This window comes from Curtobacterium sp. 320 (genome assembly GCF_031455235.1).
Taxonomy (GTDB): domain Bacteria; phylum Actinomycetota; class Actinomycetes; order Actinomycetales; family Microbacteriaceae; genus Curtobacterium.
Genome location: NZ_JAVDSI010000007.1, coordinates 90,180 through 113,170 on the forward strand (window position 1 = coordinate 90,180; position 22,991 = coordinate 113,170).

Below are 22,991 nucleotides of genomic sequence, written 5' to 3' on the forward strand. Positions count from 1 at the left end.
GTGCCTCCTGGGCTGTGGGGAAGAAGGGGTCGCAGCCACCGCTGAGCGTACCGTCGAGAGCACGGGTCACGCGGCGTCGGGTCAGGACGAGGACGACGTCAGCGCGCGGCCGCGGTGAAGAGTCGGGCGTGGTCCACGACCCACTGGCGGAAGGTCCGTGGCGACCGTCCGGTGATCGCCCGGTACTCGTCGGAGACCGCCGGTGTCGTCCCGACCGCTCTCCGCCAGTCCGCGATGATCTGTTCGACCCACACGGCGGGCACGTGCTCGGACAGCATCGCAGACGCCTCGGCCTCCGTCTGCTCGAGGACCCGGACGGGTCGTCCGACGACGTCCGCGATGATCGCGACCTGCTGTCGGAGCGTGAGCCGCTCCGGGCCGGTCAGCACCGGTGCACGACCGAGCAGGGCATCACCGGTCAGTGCCGCCACGGCGACGTCGGCGATGTCCTGCTCGTGGACGGGGACCTGCACGGCGTCCGGATGGGGCAGCGGCACGAGACCGTCGCGCTGGACCCCCCAGCTCCACCGGGCCGCGTTGCTCGCGAACCCGCCGGGACGCAGGAACGTGTACTCGAGGCCCGCCCCGGCGACCGCACGCTCCACCCGGAGGAAGCGGGCGCCGTTGAAGTCGGTCTCGGCGCCGGGGAACGTCACCGCGGACGACGACAGCAGCACCACGTGGCGGACCCCGGCAGCGGCGATCGTCGCCACGAGTCCCTCCGGCTCGTCGACGTCCGCGTAGAGGAACAGTCGCTCGACCCCGTCCAGTGGGGCACGGAAGGACTCCGGATCCCGCAGATCAGCCGCCACGGCGGACACCTGCGACGGCAACTGCAACCGCTCGGGCCTCCTGCTCGCGGCGCGGACGTCGACCCCCTGACCCACGAGTCCCTCCACGACCGCGCCACCGACGGCTCCACTCGCGCCGACCACCAGAACCGACATCTCGCCTCCTTAACGAACAACGTTCGCGAACAGTGTTCGTCACAAACCCTGCTCGTGTCAAGTGGTAACGTCCTCGGCATGCCAGCCGCACGCGAGCCCGTGTCCCGGCGGGCACGGCCGGCGAAGTCCCCGCTCTCGCGTCGTTCCATCGTCCTCGCGACGGCACGGCTCATCCGCGAGCGAGGAGTCGACGCGGTCTCGCTCCGTGACGTCGCGCAGCAGGTGGAGACCGGCGCAGCGTCGCTCTACGCGTACTTCGCGAACCGCGACGTCCTCCTCGAGCACGTGCTGGACGAGGTTTACGGCGAGGTCGTCCTCGTCGACGCCGTCGACGACGACTGGCGGAGCGCGCTCGCGGCCACGATCGTCAACACCATCGAGGCCCTCGCCGACCATCCGGGGCTCGGCGCGGTGGCGCTCGGCTCGATCCCGACCCTGCCCGGAGCGCTCCGCCTCGCCGACCACGAGCTCGCACTCATGGGCCGCGGTGGCGTCCCGGAGTCACGGGCTGCCCTCGCGATCGACCTGATCTCGCAGTTCGTGGCCGCGACCGCCACCGAACGGACACTCCGCGGTGCGCCCGGCGACGTGCAGGACCGGGACAGCGTCGAACAGGCCTACCGCTCGATGGACCCCGAGCGCTTCCCCCGCGTGGCGCACGCCGCCCGCGCACTCGTCGGTCCCTCTGAGCACGACCGGCGCGACTTCGCGATCGGGGTCATCATCGCCGGCCTCGGGTCGTCGCCCGGCTGAGCTGCCCCTGGTTGTCGGCAGTCAGCTGCGGTTCTCTCGCTCGCCCGAGCCACTTGGTCGGCTACGCAAAGGCAGGTGCATAAGAAATCGACAATCTGACATAAGAGCCAGCCAGCGGCTCGTGCCGTGAAAGCCATGCGCCAAGCGCCTGCGTTCTCTCGCGGAGAGAGCTCAGTGGAACGTAGGCGGCTGAGCCACGGCATTTGAGCACCATCTGATGAGTTCGTGAGCAGTCTCGGAGCGGAGGGGTTGCGTCAACCAGGGAGCCACGGCCATCGCGAAGACCGCGCGCACGTCCGCTGCAGATCCCGAACCGGTGTCCGCGGCCAGGATGACCTGCTCGCCGGCGTACACCGAGTCGACCTGACGGACGAGTGCCCGTATCGGCGTCGACGGCTGCAGGTCCCCGGCGTCGACGGCCTGTTCGAGGGCAGTCCGAGTCAGTTCGGTGAACTCCCGCACCCGGCCGAGTGCTCTGCGCTCCTGTGCGTCGGGCGTGACCTGCCCCCAGAACGCCACGACGACCCGTGCTTCGGTACGGGTGACGTCGTCGACGGGCAGGATTTCCTCGGCGATCGCGACGAGGGCGGCGAGGCCGCTGCGGTGGTGCAGCCGAGTCGCGATGCGGTCGAGGGTCCGCTGCACGCCCCGGCGAGCCGCGGCCTCGGCGATCTGCTCCACTGAGTCGAAGTAGTGCCAGATGGTGCCAGGCACGACACCGAGTGCCTGCGCCACCGTCCGGCCGTTCGTGCCCGAGACGCCCCGTTCCCCGAGCACGTGGAGGTACGCCTCGACGATCTCCTCGCGGCGGCGGTCGTGATCGACGATCTTCGGCATCGCACCATCCTGTCGCACCCGCCGCGCCGCCCGAAACACCGACGAAATGATTTTGACTCTAAAGTCAACGAAAGAAGTCCGCCACAAGCCTGGAGGCCCAGTGACGACACCAGCAGCGCCGGAGACCGGCCGGCACCCCACCGCTCCCTTGACGGCAGCCGAGATCGACCGAGCACGATCGGTGCTGCACCAGGGCGGCCTCGCCTCCGCGACGACACGATTCGCGTACGTCATGCTCCGTGAGCCGGCCAAGCGGGACGTGCTCGACGTCGCTCGTCACGCGAGCCTGCACCGCCACGTCGAGGCGTTGCTCCTCGACATCTCGACCGGGGCGCTCCGAGAGACCGTCACCGACGTGACCGACGGAGTCGTCGTGCTCAACCGAGAGATCGACTCCCGCGTCGAGGGCACGGCACCGGTGCTCGACGAAGAGTTCCAGTTGGTCGACGACCTGGTCAAGGCAGACGAGCGCTGGGTCGAGGCAATGACCCGTCGCGGCGTCACCGACGTCACGCAGGTCCGCACCTGTGCCTTGAGCGCCGGGGTCTTCGGCTACGACGGCGAGGTCGGTCGACGGGTCCTCCGGGTGCTCGCGTTCCTGCAGCTCGACGATGCAGACCTGCCCTGGGCGCACCCCATCGACGGTGTCGTGGCGCACGTCGACGTGATCAGCGGCACGGTGCTGCGGGTCGTCGAGACCGGGTTCGAGCACATCCCGATGGAGTCGGGCGACTACCTCGACCCCGCGGTCAGCGGGCCGACGCGGGCGACGCTCAAGCCCATCGCCATCACTCAGCCCGAGGGCGTGAGCTTCACGCTCGACGGCAACCGGCTGCAGTGGGAGAACTGGGATCTCCGCGTCGGGTTCAACGGACGCGAAGGGCTGACGCTGCACGAGATCGGCTTCCGCGACCACGGTGAACTGCGCCCCGTCATCTACCGCGCCTCGATCTCCGAGATGGTCGTGAACTACGCCGACCCGACGCCCACGCACGGCTGGCAGAACTACTTCGACGCGGGGGAGTACCAGTTCGGCCGCACTGCGAACTCGCTCGAGCTCGGCTGCGACTGCGTCGGCGACATCACCTACCTCGACGCCGTGGTCGCCGATGACTTCGGTCGCCCGAGGACAATCAAGAACGCCGTGTGCATCCACGAGGAGGACTACGGCATCCTCTGGAAGCACACCGACGAGTTCACCCACACGTCGGAGTCCCGCCGGCAGCGGCGACTCGTCGTGTCGTTCTTCACGACGGTCGGCAACTACGACTACGGCTTCTACTTCTACTTCTACCTGGACGGCACGTTCGAGGTTGAGGCGAAGGCAACCGGGATCGTGTTCACGGGTGGGCACGATGGCAGCGACTACCCGTACGCGACGCAGCTCGCGCCCGGTCTGGGCGCCCCGGTCCACCAGCACCTGTTCTGTGCGCGCCTGGACATGATGGTGGACGGTGAGCGCAATGCGGTCGACGAGCTCGACGTGGCGCGCGTCCCGATGGACGACTCGAACCCGTGGGGCAACGCGATTGGGCGCTCCCGCACCCGTCTGCGGCGTGAAGCCGATGCGCAGCGCGATGCCGACGGCACCGTCGGACGGGTCTGGAGCATCAGCAGCGTTGACCGGAAGAACCGGGTAGGCGAGCCGACGAGCTACGTGCTCTACCCCGAAGGCAACGCGGCGCTGTTCAACCACATCGACGCTCCGGCGCGCAAGCGGGCCGGTTTCGCCGCACACCATCTCTGGGTGACGCGTTACCAGCCTGACGAGCTGTGGGCAGCCGGCTACACGGTGAACCAGCACCCTGGTGGTGCCGGCCTCCCCTCGTATGCGGCCGCGGACCGGGAGGTCGACGGTGAGGACGTCGTGGTCTGGCACACCTTCGGGCTCACGCACTTCCCGCGGCTCGAGGACTGGCCGATCATGCCCGTCGACCACACCGGCTTCGTCATGAAGCCGCACGGCTTCTTCGACAGGAACCCGACGCTCGACGTCCCGGTCGTGTCTGCCGAATCGTGCCGTGCAGACGGAGGTCACGTCTGCGGTGCGGGGTGCGGCTGCGCGTGATGACGATGACCGCGATCGACGCCTCGGGGCTGATCTCGTCGGCCTTGTCCGCCTGCTGCGTCGTCGGAACCCGTCCGGCCCGCCGAAGCCTGGTCGCTGCGGGGGTGATGCTGGCAGCCATGGTCGCCGTGTCGTCGCCGCTCGGACAGGACATGCGGGTCGTGCTCCTGGTCGCGGTGGCATTGCTGGCGAGTGCGCCGGTCGCGCTCGGTGCTCGGCGTGGAGCCGTGCACCCAATGGGGCTGCACCGGGGGATCAGCGCCGTGGTCATGGCCGGCGCTGTGCTCATCGGCGGCGATCACGTCGGCACGATGACCGGTCACGTCCACACCAGCGCGACCGAGGCGGTCGTCGTCGTCGCCGTCGTCGGCTACGTCGCGCTGAGTGCGGTCGTGACCGTCGCCGTCATCCAGGAGGCACGGTCAGGCCGGTCCTGCACCGGACATCCGAGGCGTCTCGCGTTCGGACTCGGCGAGGTCGTCGCGATGACTGCCGCGGTCTTCTCCATGGTCGCGATGTGAATCGCGGGCGACAGGACGACGAGGAGGGCGGCGCCCTCTTCGTCGTCCTGTCGCTGCGGACGGTGCGTCCGCTCACAGCCGACGGGACACCGTCCGACCATCCGCCAGGGTCTCGACGACCTGCACGGAGTCGAGCCCGTGCCCGTTCGAGACGTCGCGGTCGAGCAGGACGAGGTCGGCTGCGAAGCCCGGAGCGATCCGTCCCGTGACCTCGTCGAGATGACCGACCCAGGCGGCCGTGCCGGTGAACGCGTCCAGCGCGACGGCGAAGGGGAGCGCTTCGTCCGCCAGGAGTGGTTTGACCAGCGCGGGTCCTGTCGCGTGGGGGTCGGACGCCGGGGCGAGGCGGGTCGTCCCGGTGTGCATCGCCCAGAAGGGGTTCGGATCGGAGACGGGCCAGTCACTACCCGCAGCGATCCGGGCGCCGGCGCGGTGCAGGCTGCCGTAGGGGAAGTGGTGTTGCGCGCGCTCGTCGCCGATGAGCGGGAGCTTGCGCTCGACGATCTCGGTGTCCGTCCGTCCCCACAGCAGCTGCGCGTTCACCGTCACGCCGAGTGCGGCGAACCGCGTGGTGTCCGCCGGGTCGACGACGTCGAGGTGAGTGATCTGGTGACGCCCGTCCGCCGCGCCGTTCGTCCCGCGAGCGGACTCGATCGCATCGAGCCCCTCCCGGACGGCGCGGTCGCCGACGGCGTGAATGTGCACCTGGAATCCCTCGGCGTCGAGCGCCGTGACGATCCGGTTGAGTTCCTCGGGTTCGATGAACGAGTCCCCTCGGTGGTCCGGGTGCGTGGTGTACGGCTCCAGCATCGCTGCCGTGCGGTTCTCGATCATGCCGTCCTGCATGATCTTGACCGTGTTCGCGCGGATGTGTTCAGTGGACGCGGCCCGGTCTCGTCGGCCGCGGAGCTCCTCGAGCTGCTCCAGCCCTCGGTGACGGTCCCACCACTGGCAGAGGACGACCTTGGCGGTCAGCTCCCCGCGTCGTTCGAGTGCCATGTAGGCATCGAAGGTGTCGGGTCCGAGCTCGCTCTTGCCGACGGCGGCGTCGTGCCAAGTCGTGATGCCGGCGCTGTGCAGGTGCGTCTGGGCCGCGAGGATCGCGGCCTCGAGGTGGTCGTCGGGTTGTTCGGGGCGGATCCCGTTGATGGCGGCGGTCGCGGTGTCGAGGAGCACTCCGGTGAGCACACCGTCGGCGGTCCGGACGAAGCGCCCCCCGGAGGGGTCCACGATGTCCTCGGGGATCCCGGCGGCTTCGATCGCGCGACTGTTGACCCAGGCGCCGTGGCCGTCGTGACCGGTGAGGATCACGGGCCGGTCGGGCACGATCTCGTCGAGGGCCCACCGCGTCGGGAACCCGCCGTCGTAGCAGTCCCCGTACCATCCGGAGCCGACGAGGACGGGTTCGTCAGGATGGGCGGCTGCGTACTCGCGGATGATCCGGGCGTAGGCGTCGGCGTCGTGGACAGGGCTGAGGTCGATGCCGAGCAAGGCTGCGCCGGCGAACGGGGGGTGGACGTGCGTGTCGTGCACGCCGGGGATGACCGAAGCGCCCCCCGCATTGCGGACCTCGACGTCCGGGGATGCTCGAGCGTCGAGGTCGTCTCGATCACCGACGGCAGCGATGATCCCGTCCCGGACGAGGACCGAGGTTCGTTGCCACACGCCGTCCCCGAGGTAGGCGTTCGCATCGTTGATGATCAGGTCGGGCATCGGGTCCTCCGGCGATCGGGGGTCAGTGGGTGAAGTGGTCGACGGCAGTCCAAGCGAGCGCCGTCGCGGCGTCGAGGACCAGGCGTTCGGCACTCGGGCCGACGCACGCCGCGGCGAACTCGGGCTGGTGGTTCGACGCGCCGCGTGCCTCCAGTCCGACGTAGGGGTGGATGGACGGGACCCGCTGGGAGACGTTGCCCATGTCGGTCGATGCGCGGTTCATCCGTGATGCGGTGTCGCCACTGGTGAACCGGCGACCGAGTGCCGTCGCGTTGGCGACGTAGGCCTCGAGGGCCGCGTCGGCGGTCCGGAACTCCGAGTAGGGCTTGCTCTCGGGTGTCACGGTGAGTGCTGCTCCCGTGGCGAGGGCGCCCGCTTCGAAGCACCGCAGCACGCGCTCCTCGACCTCGAGCAGGTCGGCGAGGGTCTCCGCCCGGACGTACCAGCGCCCCTCGGTACGGTCGGGGATGGCGTTCGGGGCCGCACCGCCCACGGTCTGGATGCCGTGCACACGCGTGCCCTGGGTGAGCTGTTGGCGGAGCAGGCCGATGGCGACCTGCGCCACCACGAAGGCGTCGTTGGCGTTTACTCCCTGGTCTGGGTAGGCCCCGGCGTGCGCGCTCACCCCGTCGTACGCGATGTGCGAGTGGGTGACGGCGAAGGGGCGCGCCTCGGCGACGTCGACGGGGGCGGGGTGCGCCATCATCGCCAGGTCGATGTCGTCGAAGGCGCCTCGGTCGAGCATCTCGATTTTGCCGCCGCCTCCCTCTTCTGCGGGGGTGCCGTAGAGCTCGACGGTGAGGTCGAGCTCGTCGGCGACCCGGGCGAGGGCGACCGCGGCACCGACCGAGGACGCTGCGATGAGGTTATGGCCGCACGCGTGACCGAGGCCGGGCAGCGCGTCGTACTCCGCGACGAACGCGACGCGACGACTCCCGGAACCCGCCGTGGCGTGCACGGCGGTCTCGAGCCCGAACGCGCCGACCGTCGCCGTGAACCCGGCGTCGTCGACCGCACCAGCGACCCAGGCGGCAGCGCGGTGCTCTTCCCAGGCCACCTCCGGGTGTGCGTGGATGCGGTCAGCGAGTGCCACGAGCTTTCCGTGACCGCGAGCCGTGGTCTCGCGGAGTTCACGTTTTGCCCGCTCCACGTCAGCGGCCGTCACCGGGGACTCCGTACCCGGGGGAGCGGGCAGGGTCCTCAGCGCGGACGACGTAATCGTCCCGCTGCGGGAGCCACACCGCGAGGAGCGCACGGAGGTCGGTGAGCGGGTCGTCGCTCCAGTCGACCCGGAGGTCCGTGGTGCGCCATCCGTGTCCGCTCACCACGCTGAGCCCAGCGCTGTGCACGGGGCCTGCCTCGCCGCCCGCGGCCACAGCGGCAGCGAACGCCGCGAGGAGCCGCTCCTCGACGGAACCGGTCGCCCGAGCCCACTCCTCGACCATGCGCTCGGGGACGTCCGGGCTCGCGAGCATGTTCCCCGCGGCCGCGGCGGCGACGCCCTCATGCGATGCGACGATACCGAGCGCGTGCTCACCCGAGTGGACGGCGGTGCGACCGAGAGCGTCGACGGCGACGAGCTGCCGGAACTGCGCTGTTGCGTCCGTCGCGACGATGCGGTCGACGGCGTGCAGGGCCGACGAGCCGCCCTCCATGACGTCGAGCAGTCGGCGGCCGAGCCGCGGGTCCGTAATGTTCTGCGAGTGCACGGCACCGACGCAGTCACGCAGGTGCACGCACCGGGCGGCGACGGCGGGGGACGACGAGCAGATGACCGATCCAAACGCACCGGTGGCGGGATCGCGGACGGCGAGCGAAAACGTCACGGCAGAACCGCGGTGGCGTCGATCTCGACGAGCCACTCGGGACGGGCGAGCGAGTGGACGACGATGCCGGTGGACACCGGGAAGACGCCCTGCAACCACTTGCCTATGGTCCGGTACACCGTCTCCCGGTAGCGGACGTCGACGAGGTAGACGGTGACTTTCACTATGTGCTCGAGCGATCCGCCGGCCTCCCGGACGAGCATGTCGATGTTCGCCATCGCCTGCTCGGTCTGCGCCTCGACGTCGCCGACCCCCACCGAGTCTCGGGTGTCGAGGTCCTGTCCGATCTGGCCCCGGATGTAGACGACCCCGTTCGCGACGACTGCCTGGCAAAGGTCGTTGTCGAGGTTCTGCTCCGGGTACGTGTCCTTCGTGTTGAACGGACGGATGCGGGTGTGGACGGTCAACGTTCTGCTCCGGTCCCCGCGACGGCGGGCTCGAGGTGGACGAGGGACGAGTGGGCCGCGTACGCGCGCTGGATGTCGATGTGGTCCGCGAGGTACCCCGCATCGTGCCAGACGCCCCAGATGAAGCTGGATCCCCGGCGGGACTGCCAGGGGAGCCCGAGGAAGTAGATCCCGGGTTCGGTCGAGACCCCGCGCTGGTGTCGGGGCCTGCCGTCGTCGTCGGTGGCGTCGGCGGGCAACCAGCCGTAGTCGGACGAGTACCCGGTCGCCCACACGATCGAGGTCACACCTGCGGCGACGAGGTCGAGTTCGAGGAGCGGGTGCTCCGCCGCATCCGGCAGCGGGCCGAGGACGTGCGCCCCGGGCTCCTCGGGCAGGTCGATACCGTTGCGAGCGACGTACGCGTCGGCCTCGGCCAGGAGTGATAGGTGGTTCTCGTCACCCCGAGTGATGTTTTCGCGGAGGTCCGGCGCGAACCGCACGACGCCGCCCTCGTAGGTCCGGGTCCGGCCGACGAGGGTGATGCCGCTCGCCGCCAGGTCGCGGAAGTCGACGGTGTGGCCGCCGCCGGCGCCGCTCACGGCGATGGTCACGTGTTCTGCGCCGGACGGAGGCGTGGCCGCCTCCCACTTATCGAGGACACCGAGCCACCAGACGAAGTCGCGCCCACGGTAGGCGCGCGGTGGTCGGTCGTGCGGCCCGACCGACAGCAGGACGTCGCGGCCGGCGGCTCGCAACTCGGCTGCGATCTGCACGCCGGACGAGCCGGCGCCGACCACCAGCACCGCTCCGGCCGGCAGCTGCGCCGGGTTGCGGTACGCGTTCGAGTGCAGCTGCTCGACGGGCGCCGTGGCGGGGACGACCGGTGGGACGACCGGAGTCTGGAACGCGCCGGTCGCCGCCACGACGTAGCGGGCGTCGTACGCACCGTCGGACGTCTCCACCCGGTAGCCGGGACGCCCGACGAGCTTGCGTACCGAGTGGACCTCGACGCCGCACCGGACGGGCAGTGCGAACCGCTCGACGTACCGGTCGAAGTAGTCGGCGACCTCGTCCTTCGTGGCGAACCCGTCCGGGTCGATGTCGAACTCCATACCCGGGAAGCGGTCGTGCCAGGCCGGCCCGTTGGCGACGAGGGAGTCCCAGCGTCCAGTCCGCCAGCGCTCGGCGACTCGGCTCCGCTCGAGGACCACGTGGGGCACTCCTCGTTTCGTCAGGTGCTCGCTCATCGCCACGCCGGCCTGGCCGGCGCCGACCACGACGACCTCGGTTGCTCGGTCGGACATGTCCACCTCCACTCGGAACTGGTTCGTTCCGTTGCGGATCAGCGTGACCGTCATCCGATGAATCGGTCAAATCGAAGAAGGTCATTGACTGCATCAGCAAACACGATGATGATCTTCCGTGAAACACAACCGAAATCAATGGGTGGCGAGCGCCTCCGTCACGACCTCTGCCGCGACCTCCGAGAACGCCCGAGCGCGTGCGGTCGTCCGCGTCGCACGCATGGCGGCCAGGACGACCGAGAGCGACGGGATGTCGTCGGCGATAGGCCGAGCGACCACCCGGGCGCCGTCGTAGGTCTGATCGTGGCGCGGATGCTGATTGAGGATCGAGAACCCGTGGCCGTGTGCGACGAAGGCCCGGACGGTTTCGTAGCTCATCGACCGGTGTCGGATCTGGGGCTGCAGCCCGACGGAGGCCAGGATGCCGATGAAGTAGTCACGGCTCTGTGGCAGGTCGAGCAGGATCATTGGGTCACGGGACAGCTCACGCAGGAAGACCTGCGGCTTGGCGGCGAGGGGGTGGTCTGCCGCGAGCAGCACGTGGGGCGGGACGTCACGCAGCACGGTCGTGCGGATGTCCGGGCCCATCGGGAAGTCGTAGCCGATCACGAGCTCGACGCGGCCGGACCGGAGCGCGTCGCGAGCGCCTTCCGCATCGACCTCGTCGACCTCGATCTCGAGGTACGGGTGGGACTCGCGGACGCGCGTCACGATCGCAGGCAGCACGAACGGAGCGAGGGTGACGAAACACCCGATCCGGATCGAGCCGCGGACCTGGTTGTCGATGCCGCGTGCTGTGTCCAGCGCCTCCTCGAGGTTCAGGATGAGCGCGCGGGCATCGCCCAGGAGCTGCTGTCCAGCTGCGGTGAGCGCCAGACCTCGGGCGCGTTGCCGAATGAATAGCTGTGCTCCGATCTGCGCCTCGAGGTGCGCGATCGCCGCGGAGATCGCCGACTGTGCAACGAGCAGCTGCTGTGCTGCGCCGGTCATCGAGAGGCAGTTGGCAGCCTCGACGAAGTACCGCAGCTGCATCAGGGTGACGTCAGGTTTCCGGCCCATCCGAAGGACCTCCGTTTCGCGTGTGTTACGAACTTGTGTCGGGATGATCTCCCTTGCGACTGCATCTCCCTTGGTGATGCCTTGCATCATCTAACGTCATTCGCGAGATGCGGTCCAGTCACGTGATGCTTCTCCCCACGGTGATTCGGTCACCGTTTATCCGAGGAGGCCCGCATGGCTACTGAACTCCGCACCGACGCGCTCGGCGTCGAGTCGCACACGATCGACTACATCCCCGAGACGGAGCGTCACGGGAAGGCCCGCAACTTGTTCACGATCTGGTTCGGCGGCCAGATTATGATGCTGACGATCGCGACCGGCCTGCTCGCCACCGTCGTCTACGGGCTTCCGGTCTGGGCGGCGCTCCTGGCGATGGCCGTCGGCAACGTGCTCGGCGGAGTGGTCATGGCGCTGCACGCCGCGCAGGGGCCGCAGATGGGCGTGCCGCAGATGCTCCAGACGCGAGCGCAGTTCGGGTCGTTCGGCAGCCTCCTCGTCGTGGTCATCGTCGTCGGCATGTACGTGGCGTTCTTTTCGTCGAACATCGTGCTCGGCGGGCAGGCGCTGAACTCTCTTGTTCATATCGGCGGCGGCATCTCCACCGTCGTCATCGGACTGGTCAGTGTGGCTGGGGCGATCTTCGGGTATCGGCTGCTGCACGTGTTCGGGACCGTGATGAGCTTCGTCGCAGGTGGCGCGCTCCTGCTCGTCTTCGTTTGGATGTTCGCTGTCCAGGGTCTGCCCGCGGGGACGTTCACCGGCGGCTCCGTGACGCCGGCCGGGTTCATGGCGACGGTCTCGCTGGCCGCGCTGTGGCAGATCGCCTACGCGCCGTACGTCTCCGACTATTCGCGCTACATGCCGAAGGAGACGGGCACCCGCGCGGCGTTCTGGGCGACCTTCTCGGGTGCTGTCGCCGGGTCCTTCCTCGCGATGGCTCTCGGTGCCATCGTGGGCGCCGCGATGCCGAAGCTCGACACGGCTGCCGGCCTGACGGCTCTGACTTCGGGGATCAGCGGGATCGCGATCCTGGTGTTTGGCGTCGGCATCAGCATCAGCAACTCCATGAACCTGTACTGCGGCAGCCTCTCCGTCATCACGATCGGCCAAACGTTGTTTCCTCGGTGGCACCCACGTGCCGGAGCCCGCGCGGTGATCGCGCTGGTGCTCTTCGGGATCGCTCTGGTGCTCGGCCTCGCGTTCGCGGACAACTTCCTCGTCAACCTCAGCAACTTCATGGTGCTGCTGCTGTGCGTTCTCATCCCGTGGACCGCGGTGAACCTGGTCGACTACTACCTGCTCCGCCACGGTGAGTACGACATCGCCTCACTGTTCCGCAGGGACGGTGGCGTCTACGGCCGGGTCAACGTCAACGCGGTCGTCTGCTACCTCGTCGGCATCGCCGTCCAGATCCCCTTCGTCGCCACCGCGTTCTACACGGGACCGGTCGCGACCGCACTCCACGGCGTCGACATCTCCTGGATCGTCGGACTCGCCGTCATCTGCCCGCTCTACTACCTCCTGATGCGGCGGAGCGCGGCGAGGCACCCCGTCCCCGCTGCTGAAGGCACCGTGATCCCGAGGACCGTGGAGGTCGCTGAATGACCACCGTGGCGCTACCCGCACGCGACGACGTACAGTACTGGACAACGGCGGCTGCGGCGCTGCGGATCAGGCGGGATGCCTGGATCGACGGTCGAGCCGTTGCAAGTGTCGACGGGCAGCGCCGGGACACCATGAACCCGGCGACCGGCGCAGTCCTCGCCGAGGTGGCGGAGTGCGGGGCGGCGGACATCGACCTCGCCGTCCGAGCCGCCCGCCGCTCCTTCGAGGACGGACGGTGGTCCCGACGCGCACCGCGGGAACGGCAAGCGACGCTCAGACGGCTCGCCGACCTGATCCTCGAGCACACCGACGAGCTGGCACTCCTCGACACGGTAGACGCCGGGAAAACCATCGCTGACACCACCGCTATCGACGTCCCGGGGACCGCCGCCATCCTGCGCTGGTACGCAGACCTCGTCGACAAAGTCCCGGACGAGGTCGCTCCGACCGGCGAAGGTGAACTCGCCCTGGTGCGGCGAGAACCGCTCGGTGTCGTTGCCGCCGTGGTCCCGTGGAACTACCCGCTCGAGATGGCGATGTGGAAGCTCGCACCCGCCCTGGCATCCGGCAACTCCGTGGTGCTGAAGCCGGCCGAGGAGTCGCCGCTCTCGGTGCTGCGGCTCGCCGAGCTCGCTACCGAGGCTGGCCTGCCAGATGGCGTGCTCAACGTCGTTCCGGGAGCCGGCCCGGTGGCAGGGCGCGCACTCGGGGTGCACCCCGACGTCGACGTCGTGGCCTTCACCGGCTCAACGCCGGTCGGCAAGCTGTTCCTGCAGTACGCGGGGCAGTCAAACCTCAAGCAGGTATGGCCGGAGTGCGGCGGCAAGAGCGCCAACCTGGTCTTCGCCGACACCGCCGACCTCGATGCCGCGGCCGACGGCGTCATCGCCGGCATCTTCACCAACCAGGGGCAGGTCTGCTCCGCCAACTCCCGACTGCTCGTCGAGCGCAGCATCCACGACGACCTCCTCGCGCGCGTCGTCACGAGGGCATCGACCATCGCCGTCGGCGATCCGCTCGACCCGGCCACCAGCATGGGGCCGCTCGTCAGCCGCCGTCAGGCGGAGCGTGTTCGCGCCTACATCGAGACCGGCAGGGGAGAGGCGACGCTCGTGCACGGCGACGGGATCGTCGCCGGAGCAACCAGTGACGCGTTCGTCGCGCCGACGATCTTCTCGGACGTCGCACCGGGCGCCGTCATCGCCACCGAGGAGATCTTCGGGCCCGTGCTCGCGGTGATGCCGTTCGACAACGAGGACGAGGCGATCGCCCTGGCCAACGACTCCGTGTACGGACTCGCCGCGTCCGTCTGGTCCGACCGGCTCTCGCGGGTCCACCGCATCGCACCACGGCTGCGGGCCGGCACGGTCTCGGTGAACACGGTGGACGCCATCGACGTCGGTGTGCCGTTCGGTGGCTTCGGTCAGTCCGGCTTCGGGCGCGACCTGTCCGCGCACGCACTCGACAAGTTCACCGCACTCAAGACGACGTGGATCAAGCACAGCTGATGGGCAGCCCGGGATCGACCCAGATGCTCGAGCACGGTGCGCTCCGCAGGACGCTCGGACGGGCGGACATCGTCCTGCTCGCCGTCGGAGCCATCATCAGCATCGACACGATCGCGCAGATCGCCGCGTCCGGCGGAGCCGAGGCGTTCACCTGGACGCTGGTCATCGTCGTCACGTTCCTGCTGCCCTACGGGATGGTGACCGCCGAGCTGGGGAGCGCTTTCCCAGGAGAAGGGGGCCCGTACCTATGGGTCCGGATGGCCTTCGGCCGGTTCGCCGGCGCGATCACGTCGATGCTCTACTGGGTCACGAACCCGATCTGGATGGGTGGCTCCCTCGCGTTCATCGCCGCCGAGACGTGGAACGGGTACGTCACACGGTCGGCAGCAGGAAGCGCCGGCGACCTGGTGTTCAAGATCTGCTTCATCTGGATAGCGATCGGCATCGCGGTGATCAGTCTGCAGCGTGGGAAGGTCGTCATCGCAATCGGTGCGATCGCCAAGCTCGCACTCGTCGTCCTCGTGGTCGTCACCGTCGCCGCGTACGCCGCGCAACACGGCCTGCACGGCGCCGCCGCCGGAGCGTTCGCGCCGACGCTCGGCGGCTTCCTCGCCGTCACCCCGATCGTCCTGTTCGCCGTGGTCGGCTTCGAGGCGCCCAACGGCGCCGGGGGTGAGATGCGCGATCCGCAGCGCGACGTCCCCCGCGCCGTCGCGGCCTCGGGCGCCATCGCTGCGCTCGCGTACCTCGTCCCTGTCTTCGCCATCCTCACGGTCCTGCCGAGCGCCAAGATCGAGGGCGCGTCCGGCTTCCTGGACGCCGCCAGCCTGGTATTCGACGTCTACGGACCCGCGGCCCCGGCGCTCCGGGTCATCGCCGCACTCGTGTTCGTGTTCGTCGTCCTCACCCAGGCCAGCGCCTGGATGGTCGCGTCCGACCGCGTACAGGCGGCGGCCGCGGCCGAGCGGGCGTTCTTCCGGTACTTCGGTCGCTTCTCCGACCGGCTCGGCACGCCCGTTCGGATGAACGTCCTCTCGGGCATCGTCTCGACCGCCTTCTGCATCGCGGCGACGCTGCTCCTGCACGGCAGCACGAGTGCGGTGTTCACCGTCGTGCTGACCGTCGCGGTGTCAACCTTGCTCGTGTCATACCTGGTGATCTTCCCCGCCGCCGTGGCGCTCCGCCTGAAGTTCCCGTCGGTCGAGCGCCCGTTCCGAGTCCCGGGCGGCGCGGCGGGCCTGGTCACCTGCACCGTCGTCATCTTCTTGTGGGTGCTCCTCGGATCGTGGGTCGCCGTCTTCCCGGGCACGCTCGAGACCGTGTTCGGCATCCACTACGACTTCCTTGACACCTGGGGCGTCGATCGGACGACCTTCGAACTGTTCACGATCGGGACCCTCGTCGCCGTGTGCCTGCTCGCTGTTGTCGGCTACCTCGCAGAGCGACGCCGCCGGCCGACGCTCTCCCCGCAGCCGACGCCGATCGACGCAGCCGAGACCACCCGGACGGACGACCGATGACCGACGACGCAGACCTGTTCGACTACCTGGTGGTCGGCGGGGGCACCGCCGGCGGCGTCGTCGCGGCCCGCCTGTCCGAAGACCCGGCAGTGACCGTCGGGGTTCTCGAGTGGGGACCCGACGACCGAGGCGAGGACCGCGCTCGGTACCTGCGCCGCTGGGCGGAGATGGTCGAGAGCGAGTACGACCTCGACTACCGCAGCACGCCGCAGGAACGAGGGAACTCACGCATCCGGCAGACCCGGACACGACTGCTCGGCGGCTGCTCCACGACGAACACGATGATCTCCTGGCGGCCCCTCCGCGCGGACCTCGACGAGTGGGTCGCTGCCGGCGCGGCAGGATGGGACGCCGACACCGTCCAGCCGTACTTCGACCGGCTCGCCGTCCCAATCCACCCCGTCGCGCCCGAGGACCGCAATCCCTTCGTCGCCGACGTCGTCGCCGCGGCCGCGGCAGCACTCGGCCTGCCCGTGCAAGACCGCTGGAACGACGGACGCACCGACGTGGATGCCCGAGGGACCGGCTTCTTCGAGCTCGGCTACGACCCTGCGACCAACGTTCGCGGCTCCACGTCAATCGCGTACCTGCACCCGGTGCTGGACGTGCGGCAGAACCTCCACGTCATCACCGGGGTCCGAGCCACCCGGGTCCTGTTCGACGACGGTCGCGCCGTGGGCGTCGAGTACCGCGATGAGGCCGGGACGCTGCGCACCGCACGCGCCCGACGGGAGATCGTGCTCGCATGCGGCGCAATCGACACACCGCGCCTCCTGCTCCTCTCCGGCATCGGCCCCCGCCGAGTCCTCGACGACGCCGGAGTGCCAGTCGTAGTGGAACTCCCGGGCGTCGGCGAGAACCTGCAGGACCACGCCGAGGGGCTCGTCGTGTGGGAGGCGACCCAGGTCCCGCCCTCGGTGAGCGCGAGCGGATGGGACGCCGGCGCGATGCTGCGACTGCACGAGGGCGGTCCGCAGCGTCCCGACGTGATGATGCACTTCCCCGTGCAGCCCGTCGTCGACCATCCACGGGCCCTGGGCGTCGAGTTCCCCGAGGCCATCGTCGCGATCGCACCGAACGTGGCGAAGCCGCACAGCCGAGGACGGGTAACGATTTCCTCGGCGGACATCGACGAAGCACCCGTCATCGACTACCGGTACTTCACCGACGACGACGGCCACGACGAACGGATGCTCATCGCCGGCGTCAGGGCCGCGCGTGCGATCGCCGAGCAAGAGCCCTTCCGCCGCTGGATCGCGCGCGAGGTCTTCCCCGGTGCTGAGGTGCAGTCCGACGAAGAGCTCAGCGCCGTTCAGCGGGCGAACCACCAAACCGTGTACCACGTCAGCGGTACCTGCCGGATCGGCGCACCCTCGGATCCGCTCGCCGTGGTCGACCCGGAACTCCGCGTGCGGGGCATCGAAGGACTGCGCATTGCCGATGCGTCGGTCTTTCCGACAGTGCCGTCGGTGAACCCGGTCGTTACTGTTCTCATGGTCGGGGAGCGAGCCGCGGACCTGATCCGTCTCGACTCGAAGTCGCATCTCGCGATGCACGACGCCGCAGACCCCGAGCGGGCTCGGTCCGCGGCGGACGTGTGACAGCCGTCATCGCAGTCGATCAGTCATTGGGAGAGCCGATATCGTCCAGGCGACGGCGCGGCTGATCCGGGAGCGCGGGGCCGACGCGGTCTCGCTCCGTGACGTCGCGCAGCAGGTGGAGACCGGCGCAGCGTCGCTCTACGCGTACTTCGCGAACCGCGACGTCCTCCTCGAGCACGTGCTGGACGAGGTTTACGGCGAGGTCGTCCTCGTCGACGCCGTCGACGAGGACTGGCGGAGCGCGCTCGCGGCCACGATCGTCAACACCATCGAGGCCCTCGCCGACCATCCGGGGCTCGGCGCGGTGGCGCTCGGCTCGATCCCGACCCTGCCCGGAGCGCTCCGCCTCGCCGACCACGAGCTCGCACTCATGGGCCGCGGTGGCGTCCCGGAGTCACGGGCTGCCCTCGCGATCGACCTGATCTCGCAGTTCGTGGCCGCGACCGCCACCGAACGGACACTCCGCGGTGCGCCCGGCGACGTGCAGGACCGGGACAGCGTCGAACAGGCCTACCGCTCGATGGACCCCGAGCGCTTCCCCCGCGTGGCGCACGCCGCCCGCGCACTCGTCGGTCCCTCTGAGCACGACCGGCGCGACTTCGCGATCGGGGTCATCATCGCCGGCCTCGGGTCGTCGCCCGGCTGAGCTGCCCCTGGTTGTCGGCAGTCAGCTGCGGTTCGCATACTCGCCCCAGCCACTTGGTCGCTTAGACGAAGGGGAATGTATGGGAACTCGACAAACTGACATAAGCGCACGCTATCGGCGCCGGTACGAGGATGGCTGGACAAGCAGCGTGGTCGCCGACGACGTGGTTCTGCGCTGTGTTGTGATCGGCGGCACCCTCAAATCATTGATACGTCGAGAGCTCGAGGAGGTTTTGGTCGGGGTCTCGGATGTAGACGCTGGTCATTGGCCCGAGTGCACCGGAGCGCTCGGTGGGGCCTTCTTCGATTGGGATCCCGGCACTGGTGATGGCCGCGCGGATGGACTCGGGGCCGTCGTCGACGATGAAGCAGAGGTCTCCGCTGCCGGGCGTGGGGTGCTCGGCGGACGGCTGGAACGAGTGTCCGTGTTGGTGCAGGTTGATTTTGCTCTGCCCGAACCGCAGCGCGTGCCGGTCGTCCGTGACGACATGCTCGAAGCCAAGCCGTTCGTAGAACGCCACCGAGGAGTTGATGGACTCGACGGTGAGGACGAGATGGTCGAGGTGGTCGATCTTCATGATTCGGTCCTAAGATTCGATGAGTGCGGGTGTGCCGGTTGCTTCAGGTGTCGTGGTGTCGGAGCCAGTCGAGGGCGAGCTGACGGCTCGCGGCTGCTGCGGCAGTGAGGGTTCCATTCGCATCGCCAGCGCCGTGTTCCAATCCTGGGTACTCGACGTACTGGTAAGTGATGTGGTGTTCGGCAAGGATGTGGGCGAAGGAGCGTGCTCGGTCGGCGAAGACGAGGTGGTCCCGCCCGCCCTGGTAGATCAGTGTCGGCGGTGAATGGGCGCTGATGTGGGTGGCTGAGTCCGTGAAGCGGTACCGTTCAGGGTACTGGGCGGGCGTACCGCCGACGTACCACTGCTCAACGAGGCGGCCGATCGCGCTGCGGTTCCCGATGCCGCTGAGGTCGACTGCCGGGTAGCCCGCTATCACTGCCCGCACTGTGGGGATCGCGGCGTCCGATGGGTCGCAGCTTGAGGTGAGGGTCTGGTTCGCGGACATGTATGCGGCGTTGACAGCGAGATTCCCGCCAGAGGACAGACCCAGTGTTGCGATCCTGCTCGGGTCAAGCTGTTCCGTGTGGCCTGCCTTGCCGATCCACGCGAGTGAGCAGCCGATGTCCGTGACTTGGGTTCTCCACGGGTGGTAGTGCGAGGAGGCGAGGCGGTAGTCGACGTCGAGGACGGCGTAGCCGTGCTCAGGTAGGAACCCGGTGTACGCATTGGGTCCTCGGGTGCCGGTGGAGAAGCCGCCGCCGTGGATCGAGACCACAACGGGCCAACCTGCATCCGGAGCGGTACCACGGGGAAGGTAGAGGTCGGCTCGGAGTGTGGTGTTCCCGGCCCTGCCGACCGTCACGGTCTGGTCTGGGGAGCTGCTCAGCCCGGTGAAGGGCAGTGTTGGCAGTAGTGCGCTTGACCCGGTGCCGAGTGAGGCGATTGAGATCGCGAGGACCGTCGTCGCTGTGATCGCGCTGAGGGTCCCGGCTGACCCGGTCAGGAGCAGGGCAAGCGGAAGCCGGTGGCGGGGATGCCTCGCCCGTTCAGGTTGGTCACGTCGGCGCTGTGCCACGGGTGTTCGCCAGAGTATGGCGGCGCAGACGACGCCGAGGAGCCCGACGACCATGTTCCAGATTCCGAGCGCATCGCGCAGGGTCCCGAGCAGGATGATCAGGAACTGGGACACGTCCCACTGCAGCAGCGGCATCGTCCACGACACCGGCACGATGGTGAGCAGTTGGGCGAGCAGCGTGTACGCGATCGCGACGGTTGCCGCTGTCGTCAGGGCGTGTCTGGCAAGTGGGGTCACGTGCCGTGCTCTGAACGTCACTGAGGTGCCTCGGGCTGGTGCGCGGCGGTGAGGGCAGTGAGGGCGTGCTGCCGCCATCGGCGCGCGGATTCCATCGCGGCCGTGTAGGCGCCGGAGCCGTGGATGTGCCCGCGGCCGAGGTACCCGGAGGCGGGTACGCCCGATGCTCGGAGGCGGTCGACGAAGCGCGGGGCGTCGTCGCGAAGCGGGTCGAACTCGGCCGACATTGCGTAGGTCTTGGGCAGTCCGGACAGGTCTTCTGCGAGGAGGGGGGAGATGTATGGGTCTGCGGCGGCGCGTGCGGTGTCGGCGAGGTAGAGGGGGCCGAGCATGTGCAGGGTCGGCAAGTCCAGTCCGTAGCCGGTGGCGTTCTCCTGCACGCTGGGACTCCGGAAGGTCAGGTCCAGGGCTGGTACTTCGAGCAGTTGGAACATGACCCGTGGGCCGTCTTCGTCTCGGAGCTTCAGCGTCAGTGCAGCGGCGAGGTTCGCTCCGGCGGAGCCTCCTCCGATGCTGATACGGCTGGGGTCGATGCCGAGTTCTTCGGCGTGGTCGACTGCCCAGAGGAGCGCGTCCTGGGCGTCGTCGAGACCTGTCGGGTACTGGTGTTCCGGTGCTTTGCGGTAGTTCACGGCCATCGTGACGCAGTCGGCGGCCACCGTCCGTTCCCGGCAGAGCGCGTCGACTGGGGCGGTGTGGGCGGAGCCGAAGACGAACCCGCCGCCGTGGAGGTAGAGGTGCAGGGGCCGGGGGCTGTCCGAGAAGGGTTTGTACACCGCGGCCGTTACGGATCCGCCCCTCACAGGGATGACGACCGTTTCGACATTCTGGACCGGCGGTCCGGGCTCGATGACCGGTCCGACCAGTGCGTTGGCGGCGGCGTCATCGGCAGCGCGGAACGCTGGCCAGTCGTCGATGCTCGGCGGGGTCCCGGGGAGCGTCTCGAGGAAGGGGACGAGGAACGGATCGAGCGGCATGGTGGTGGTCCTCAGCAGGTGTGTGGTCAGACGGTCACAGGCAGGAGCGGAGCGCCTCGCAGAGCGATTCCGCACGGCTGTCGGCGTCGCCTCCTGGTCGGTTGGTGACGTAGGCGAAAGACAGACCCGTCCCCGCATGCGCGAACGCGAGTTGTCCGCCGGCGCCGTCGTGGCCGAAGCTGCCTGCGCCTGCCATGCGGCGCGTGAGTGAGTCGATCATGAAGCCGGTGCCCCAGCGCAGTCCCCAGTCGTCGCCAAGGAACGGTGGGCCGCTTGACTGGACCCGCAGGGCATCTCGCACGGTCGCGGGCTGCAACAGTTCGACGCCGTTGAGACCGCCGACCGTGGCTGCGTAGATCTGCGCGAGTTCGTCCGCCGTGGCGACCAAGTTGGCGGCGGGTAGTTCCGCGGCGAGGAAGTCCGGTCGGTTGGCGCTGTCGAACAGGTGCGCACCATCGAACGCGCCGTGCATCCCCATGATCCGGTTCTGCATTGCTACCGCTTCGAGATCGGCCGTTGTGGCAGCGGGACGGTCTGGTGTGCTGCTGGGCGGTGGGACGATCTGGTAGGAGAAGTCGGCGCTCGACGGATCGACGCCGAATGACAGTTGGATGCCGAGCGGTTCGGCGATGTGGTGCTGCAGCCACTCCGCTGGCCTGTGGCCCGTTGCGCGACGGAGGGCTTCGCCGGCGAGCCAACCGAACGTGATGGCGTGATATGCGTGCGCCGTCCCCGGTTCCCATGTCGGCTCCTGCGCAGCAAGCGCGTCCGCGACGGGGGACCACTCCTGGAGCTGCTGCATCGTAATCGGTTCATCGGGGGCGACCAGGCCTGCTCGATGCGCGAGCATCTGCCGGAGTGTGACGGTGCTCTTGCCGTTTGCGGCGAACTCCGGCCAATACTCCGCGACCGGGGTGTCGAGGCTGAGCAGTCCTTGCTCGGCTGCCATGAGCACACAGATCGTCGTGATGCCCTTGCTGACGGAGAACACCACGCTGCGGGTGACCCCGGTGAAGGCAGATCCGTCATCTGTCACCCCGGCGTACAGCTGCACGACGGGTTCCCCATTGCGGTACACGCTCACTGCGGCGCCGGTCTCGGCCCCACGCGCGAAATTCGCACCGAACGCGTCGGCGACGGCGTCGAAGCCCGCTGACACGGACCCGCGCACCTCAGCGCCGGTCATCGGGCGCCTGCGGGTGTTCCGACGCGTCGTCGAAGCTGCCAGCGGGAGCGGTGACCGCGGTTCCTGCCTCGAGACCCGCGATGCGCATGAACTCGCCGAAGATCCGCTGTGCGTCGATGCGTTCGTCGAGGAGCCATTGCAACTGCAATCCGTCCATCACAGCGGCGATCAACACCGCCGCATCGTCCGAGCCGATCCGCGGCGCCCAACCCTCGTCCTCGGCCCGGCGGACCTCGTCCGCAAACTGGTGTCGGATGCGTTCGTACCGAGTCGTGAAGAACTCGTGCGCTGGATGATCCCTCGCCACCGCTTCAGCGGAGAGCGTCGTGAACACCTCCGTGATGGCCGGCTCGCCGAGCGACTGCATCAGCAGGCGAGTCAAGTCACGGACGTACGCCGAGCCGTGCAGCTGCCGCTGTTGGTCCTGGTGCTCCTGATCCCGATGCTCGAGCACCGCGATGAGGAGTTCGTCCTTCGTCGGGAAGTGGTGACGGAGGCCGGCGAAAGTCATGCCTGCTTCTTCGGCGATGCCGCGCATCGATGACCCGCTGTACCCGAACCGAGCAAAGCTGCGCCTCGCCGCCGCGAGGATGTTCTCTCGCTGGGCGGCGGTCTTCGCGTAGGGTCCGCGCCGTTTCCCGTTCGTCACGAGGCGAGCGT

At 68.8% G+C, this 22,991-nt stretch carries 21 protein-coding genes; 8 read left to right on the forward strand and 13 right to left on the reverse strand.

The genetic code is table 11. The features are described 5' to 3' along the window. Positions 1 to 98: 98 nt before the first annotated feature. Positions 99 to 947 (reverse strand): NAD(P)H-binding protein, encoded by an 849-nt coding sequence (locus J2X60_RS11140; RefSeq protein WP_309887438.1) that lies wholly within the window; start codon positions 945 to 947, stop codon positions 99 to 101. 78 nt (positions 948 to 1,025) lie between these two features. Between J2X60_RS11140 and J2X60_RS11145 the strand changes: the two genes are divergently transcribed. Then, positions 1,026 to 1,700: a helix-turn-helix domain-containing protein gene (locus tag J2X60_RS11145; RefSeq protein WP_309887440.1), complete on the forward strand. Its 675-nt coding sequence runs from the start codon at positions 1,026 to 1,028 to the stop codon at positions 1,698 to 1,700. A 171-nt stretch (positions 1,701 to 1,871) separates the two neighbouring features. On the opposite strand, the gene J2X60_RS11150 is transcribed toward J2X60_RS11145, so the two are convergent. Then, positions 1,872 to 2,537, reverse strand: coding sequence for a TetR/AcrR family transcriptional regulator (locus J2X60_RS11150; RefSeq protein WP_309887442.1), 666 nt, complete (start codon positions 2,535 to 2,537; stop codon positions 1,872 to 1,874). Positions 2,538 to 2,637: 100 nt separating this feature from the next. Here J2X60_RS11150 and J2X60_RS11155 point away from each other — a divergent pair, with 100 nt between their 5' ends. Beyond that, positions 2,638 to 4,605, forward strand: a complete 1,968-nt coding sequence (locus J2X60_RS11155; protein WP_309887444.1) for a primary-amine oxidase — start codon at positions 2,638 to 2,640, stop codon at positions 4,603 to 4,605. After that, entirely contained in the window at positions 4,605 to 5,126 is a 522-nt protein-coding gene (locus J2X60_RS11160) for a hypothetical protein (RefSeq protein ID WP_309887447.1), read from the forward strand. Before J2X60_RS11155 ends, J2X60_RS11160 begins: the two co-directional genes overlap by 1 nt. Positions 5,127 to 5,198: 72 nt before the next feature. Here the strand turns inward: J2X60_RS11160 and J2X60_RS11165 are convergent, their stop codons facing one another. From J2X60_RS11165 to J2X60_RS11190, 6 genes are all read right to left on the reverse strand, one after another. Then, entirely contained in the window at positions 5,199 to 6,839 is a 1,641-nt protein-coding gene (locus tag J2X60_RS11165) for an amidohydrolase (RefSeq protein ID WP_309887449.1), read from the reverse strand. 22 nt (positions 6,840 to 6,861) lie between these two features. After that, entirely contained in the window at positions 6,862 to 7,932 is a 1,071-nt protein-coding gene (locus tag J2X60_RS11170; RefSeq protein WP_309887451.1) for an amidohydrolase, read from the reverse strand. Positions 7,933 to 7,990: 58 nt separating this feature from the next. Beyond that, positions 7,991 to 8,665, reverse strand: a complete 675-nt coding sequence (locus tag J2X60_RS11175; protein ID WP_309887453.1) for a DUF1028 domain-containing protein — start codon at positions 8,663 to 8,665, stop codon at positions 7,991 to 7,993. Continuing rightward, the gene (locus tag J2X60_RS11180) at positions 8,662 to 9,072 is read right to left on the reverse strand and encodes a RidA family protein (RefSeq protein WP_309887455.1); all 411 of its coding nucleotides are present in this window, start codon (positions 9,070 to 9,072) and stop codon (positions 8,662 to 8,664) included. Before J2X60_RS11180 ends, J2X60_RS11175 begins: the two co-directional genes overlap by 4 nt. After that, on the reverse strand, positions 9,069 to 10,358 hold the full coding sequence (locus J2X60_RS11185) for an NAD(P)/FAD-dependent oxidoreductase (protein WP_309887457.1): 1,290 nt from the start codon (positions 10,356 to 10,358) through the stop codon (positions 9,069 to 9,071). Before J2X60_RS11185 ends, J2X60_RS11180 begins: the two co-directional genes overlap by 4 nt. Before the next feature lie 135 nt (positions 10,359 to 10,493). Next, positions 10,494 to 11,507 carry a LysR substrate-binding domain-containing protein gene (locus J2X60_RS11190; RefSeq protein WP_309887459.1) on the reverse strand — a complete coding sequence of 338 codons (1,014 nt, stop codon included), beginning with the start codon at positions 11,505 to 11,507 and terminating at the stop codon, positions 10,494 to 10,496. Positions 11,508 to 11,591: 84 nt separating this feature from the next. Here J2X60_RS11190 and J2X60_RS11195 point away from each other — a divergent pair, with 84 nt between their 5' ends. Genes J2X60_RS11195 through J2X60_RS11215 form a run of 5 tightly spaced genes read left to right on the forward strand, consistent with a single transcriptional unit; the run spans position 11,592 to position 18,297 of the window. Beyond that, complete coding sequence (locus J2X60_RS11195) at positions 11,592 to 13,022, forward strand: cytosine permease (protein ID WP_309887461.1); 1,431 nt, start codon at positions 11,592 to 11,594, stop codon at positions 13,020 to 13,022. Next, positions 13,019 to 14,530, forward strand: a complete 1,512-nt coding sequence (locus tag J2X60_RS11200; RefSeq protein ID WP_309887463.1) for an aldehyde dehydrogenase — start codon at positions 13,019 to 13,021, stop codon at positions 14,528 to 14,530. The genes J2X60_RS11195 and J2X60_RS11200 overlap by 4 nt, the downstream gene beginning before the upstream one ends. Beyond that, positions 14,512 to 16,050: an APC family permease gene (locus J2X60_RS11205; RefSeq protein ID WP_309887465.1), complete on the forward strand. Its 1,539-nt coding sequence runs from the start codon at positions 14,512 to 14,514 to the stop codon at positions 16,048 to 16,050. The genes J2X60_RS11200 and J2X60_RS11205 overlap by 19 nt, the downstream gene beginning before the upstream one ends. Then, positions 16,047 to 17,651: a GMC family oxidoreductase N-terminal domain-containing protein gene (locus tag J2X60_RS11210; RefSeq protein WP_309887467.1), complete on the forward strand. Its 1,605-nt coding sequence runs from the start codon at positions 16,047 to 16,049 to the stop codon at positions 17,649 to 17,651. The genes J2X60_RS11205 and J2X60_RS11210 overlap by 4 nt, the downstream gene beginning before the upstream one ends. A gap of 40 nt (positions 17,652 to 17,691) precedes the next feature. Next, positions 17,692 to 18,297, forward strand: a complete 606-nt coding sequence (locus tag J2X60_RS11215) for a helix-turn-helix domain-containing protein (protein WP_309887663.1) — start codon at positions 17,692 to 17,694, stop codon at positions 18,295 to 18,297. A gap of 202 nt (positions 18,298 to 18,499) precedes the next feature. Here J2X60_RS11215 and J2X60_RS11220 read toward each other — a convergent pair whose 3' ends face one another. Genes J2X60_RS11220 through J2X60_RS11240 form a run of 5 tightly spaced genes read right to left on the reverse strand, consistent with a single transcriptional unit; the run spans position 18,500 to position 22,980 of the window. Further along, positions 18,500 to 18,874: a VOC family protein gene (locus J2X60_RS11220; RefSeq protein WP_309887469.1), complete on the reverse strand. Its 375-nt coding sequence runs from the start codon at positions 18,872 to 18,874 to the stop codon at positions 18,500 to 18,502. Positions 18,875 to 18,917: 43 nt separating this feature from the next. Then, positions 18,918 to 20,189, reverse strand: a complete 1,272-nt coding sequence (locus J2X60_RS11225; RefSeq protein ID WP_309887471.1) for an alpha/beta hydrolase — start codon at positions 20,187 to 20,189, stop codon at positions 18,918 to 18,920. Continuing rightward, positions 20,186 to 21,145, reverse strand: a complete 960-nt coding sequence (locus tag J2X60_RS11230; RefSeq protein ID WP_309887473.1) for an alpha/beta hydrolase — start codon at positions 21,143 to 21,145, stop codon at positions 20,186 to 20,188. Before J2X60_RS11230 ends, J2X60_RS11225 begins: the two co-directional genes overlap by 4 nt. A 34-nt stretch (positions 21,146 to 21,179) precedes the next feature. Further along, on the reverse strand, positions 21,180 to 22,331 hold the full coding sequence (locus J2X60_RS11235) for a serine hydrolase domain-containing protein (RefSeq protein WP_309887475.1): 1,152 nt from the start codon (positions 22,329 to 22,331) through the stop codon (positions 21,180 to 21,182). Further along, positions 22,318 to 22,980: a TetR/AcrR family transcriptional regulator gene (locus J2X60_RS11240; RefSeq protein WP_309887477.1), complete on the reverse strand. Its 663-nt coding sequence runs from the start codon at positions 22,978 to 22,980 to the stop codon at positions 22,318 to 22,320. The genes J2X60_RS11235 and J2X60_RS11240 overlap by 14 nt, the downstream gene beginning before the upstream one ends. Positions 22,981 to 22,991 lie beyond the last annotated feature (11 nt).